The organism is Gilliamella sp. N-G2 (genome assembly GCF_002142215.1).
Classification (GTDB): Bacteria; Pseudomonadota; Gammaproteobacteria; order Enterobacterales; family Orbaceae; genus Gilliamella.
In genome coordinates this window covers 1-2,464 of the sequence record NZ_NAST01000060.1, presented here as the reverse complement: position 1 = coordinate 2,464, position 2,464 = coordinate 1, and the positions used below count along the sequence as shown (strand labels likewise).

The 2,464-nt window shown below is 36.2% G+C and carries 6 protein-coding genes; 1 reads left to right on the top strand and 5 read right to left on the bottom strand.

What is annotated here, in order from left to right; genetic code table 11:
• Nucleotides 1-239 (top strand): hypothetical protein (locus B6C99_RS12900; protein WP_216819499.1); only part of this gene is annotated, 239 nt, incomplete at its 5' end.
• Between the two features lie 38 nt (nucleotides 240-277).
• Here B6C99_RS12900 and B6C99_RS12895 read toward each other — a convergent pair.
• The 5 genes from B6C99_RS12895 to B6C99_RS13230 all read right to left on the bottom strand — a co-directional run.
• Nucleotides 278-481, bottom strand: coding sequence for a CPCC family cysteine-rich protein (locus tag B6C99_RS12895; RefSeq protein WP_086321170.1), 204 nt, complete (start codon nucleotides 479-481; stop codon nucleotides 278-280).
• The gene (locus B6C99_RS12890; RefSeq protein ID WP_216819498.1) at nucleotides 478-900 is read right to left on the bottom strand and encodes a hypothetical protein; all 423 of its coding nucleotides are present in this window, start codon (nucleotides 898-900) and stop codon (nucleotides 478-480) included. The genes B6C99_RS12895 and B6C99_RS12890 overlap by 4 nt, the downstream gene beginning before the upstream one ends.
• Before the next feature lie 116 nt (nucleotides 901-1,016).
• Nucleotides 1,017-1,196 carry a hypothetical protein gene (locus B6C99_RS13140; protein ID WP_143413934.1) on the bottom strand — a complete coding sequence of 60 codons (180 nt, stop codon included), beginning with the start codon at nucleotides 1,194-1,196 and terminating at the stop codon, nucleotides 1,017-1,019.
• Between the two features lie 187 nt (nucleotides 1,197-1,383).
• Complete coding sequence (locus B6C99_RS12885; protein ID WP_086360185.1) at nucleotides 1,384-1,866, bottom strand: hypothetical protein; 483 nt, start codon at nucleotides 1,864-1,866, stop codon at nucleotides 1,384-1,386.
• Nucleotides 1,856-2,464: hypothetical protein (locus tag B6C99_RS13230; RefSeq protein ID WP_158092491.1), on the bottom strand; the 609-nt coding region annotated here is incomplete at its 5' end. The genes B6C99_RS12885 and B6C99_RS13230, both read right to left, overlap by 11 nt.

Here is a 2,464-nt window from a genome sequence, read left to right as displayed (position 1 = left end):
TGACTTCTTTGCCATACAGTTGTTTGCGGATGATATCTGCTGCAACTTCACCAACCACTGCACCCGCTCCACCAGATAATGCTGAGTTGCCTTGTAGCTCAGCCACTACCGCACCAAGTATTGCATGGGCAACTAACCTCGCGGTTTCGTTATCACCTGCTTGTATCTTTATCTGCTCAGCTAACCATGGCGCACTGGCGCCGGCTAGGCCACCGGTGAACTTACGAAGTAAACTATAAATATAAAAAATCCCAGTTTTGGGGCTGGGATCTGCTTTTTAGTATATTTTATCTCCATTTATATATGCTATCCGTGCTTCATTTAGACTCATCTTATTAGCTCCACCAGAAAAATCAGGATCTTCAAATTGAACTGGATCATCTTCCCAGCCGCATATATTACAGATTTCATACTCTCCAGGTGAACTAATAGTTTCATTTCCACAACAAGGACAAAAATACTTATCGTTTATATCTATCATTTTTGTTTATTCCAATATTCCATACCTTTTTCCGGCTTATACATTGTTCTCGGTGTACCATCTGCATTTTTTATAGCAAATATATTTGTTTTTGGATTGTAATATAAAGTATCTCCATTTTTTCTAACTTTTATTAGAGTTCCTTCTGGCGGACTTCTAACAAAATTATGAGTTGCATCAACATATTGTTTTGCATTTTGATATTCAGGAAAATCGCTTTTATGTTTATTCCAATGTTCATAGGCATTTTCAACGGAAGTCCTTTCTTTTGTTTCCGTCCAAATTGTATCATCTTTTTGTTTGCCCTTACTTTTTATATCCGTAGTTTTAACAGTACTAACTTTACCTACAAGTTTATTAAAGATAGCAGCAGATGCAAATGCCAGTATTTCATCTTTACTCGCCCCATTATCATACAAGTTTAGAAGAGCATTTACATTAACAGACGCTATTTCAGAATCAATAATATTAAGTTTTTGAAGTTTAGACTATATCTCTTCATTACTAAGACCCTCTGCTTTCCAATCCTCAATCACTATATATTAAAGATTGGTTTAAGTCTGCTATGGGCATTTCCGGTATCATGACTGAGTTCATTGATATCTTGTGTTTGCTTATCTGGGTCACGAATGATTAATTCACCGTCACTGATTGCCGCATGGGTAATATTCGAAGCTTCATCGTTGTGGTCATAAATGTGGGGTTTTAGCCTCAACGGCGGGCAACTCAACCTTAAAACGCAACTGACAATTAAAAGTCGCTCGCTGGAAACCTTTAGCTTTACTAACTGTTAGCCGGTAATCATTGATATCCAACAATGATTGTTGATTATCAGTAATTGAAGGGCTGAGCTAAGAGGTAAAATAAAATCCCCACCGATTAGGTGGGGATCATAAATCTAATTAGATAGGTACAGCTTCCTTGGTTCTTAACCATGAGCCTTTTAGTTCATTACATAAATTAGCATCAATAATTTTTTCTATCTCCTGCAAATACTGAATTTTTTCGGGAGCTTCCTTTATTACAAGAGGAACTAATTGATACCAAGCATATAGTATCCAGTCAGGGTTTGTTTCAGCTACTTTTTTCATGTGCTGAAGTAATTTTTTATAACCTAATCCAGATACCGTCGCTTTAATCCAAGGCTTAGCTCCAGAGACATTTTTTTTTTCTAATCCCATGTCTAAAAACTTTATCAACACACTACGATCCCTAATAACACGCGGGATCAATCTTAGTGAGGATTCTCTAACTACATCAGAATTATGTTTTAGCAAAATTTCCATCAAAGCTGAACTTTCATGCTCAGGTAGTTTTCTTAAATAATGAGCTAACTCATTTTCAGCTCTTCCATCAGGAAGCTTATTTATAATATTATTTAGCATTAGGATGCTCCTTAAATTTATCTAATGGTAACCCCGATTGATGAGCATTTTCAGTCTTAGGTTTATAATGACCAGAAGAATTATCAAACTCTTTTAATACACCTCTGGTTCCATCACTCCAGCCAAATCTAATTGAACCAGCATAGTCAACTTGTTGTGCGCCTCTTGATATATCAAAATGGCCTGCACGTTCTTTTGAAGATGTTCTGGAGACATATATTTTTCCATTTATGGTTACAAAATCATATTGTCCTTTTGCTCTATACATTGACCCGTTTTCGCCCACAGTGTACCAAACACCATTTTTCTCTACAAGTTGATAACGTTTAATTGGATACCAAGTATCGTTAGCAAATAATGGATCAAGTTGTTGTGGTTGTATTTGAGTTGCATTTGTCCCCTTTCCGGCATTCCCCAAGCCTTTCTCATTTACTACATGCTCATCAAAATTACTGCTTTTATTAGCCGTTGATAATTTACTTCCTTTTAATGCTCTATTTATTATAGGTAAAGTAAAATGCCCTTCAAAACCATTAATCATCATCATTATTCCAATGGTTCTACCAGCCATTACTTTAGCTTCTTCATCACTGTAACC

What these genes read in the sequence shown, in the direction of transcription:
- B6C99_RS12895 (WP_086321170.1), bottom strand. Translation starts at nt 481, where the DNA reads ATGATAGATATAAACGATAAGTATTTTTGTCCTTGTTGTGGAAATGAA.
- B6C99_RS12885 (WP_086360185.1), bottom strand. Translation starts at nt 1,866, where the DNA reads ATGCTAAATAATATTATAAATAAGCTTCCTGATGGAAGAGCTGAAAAT.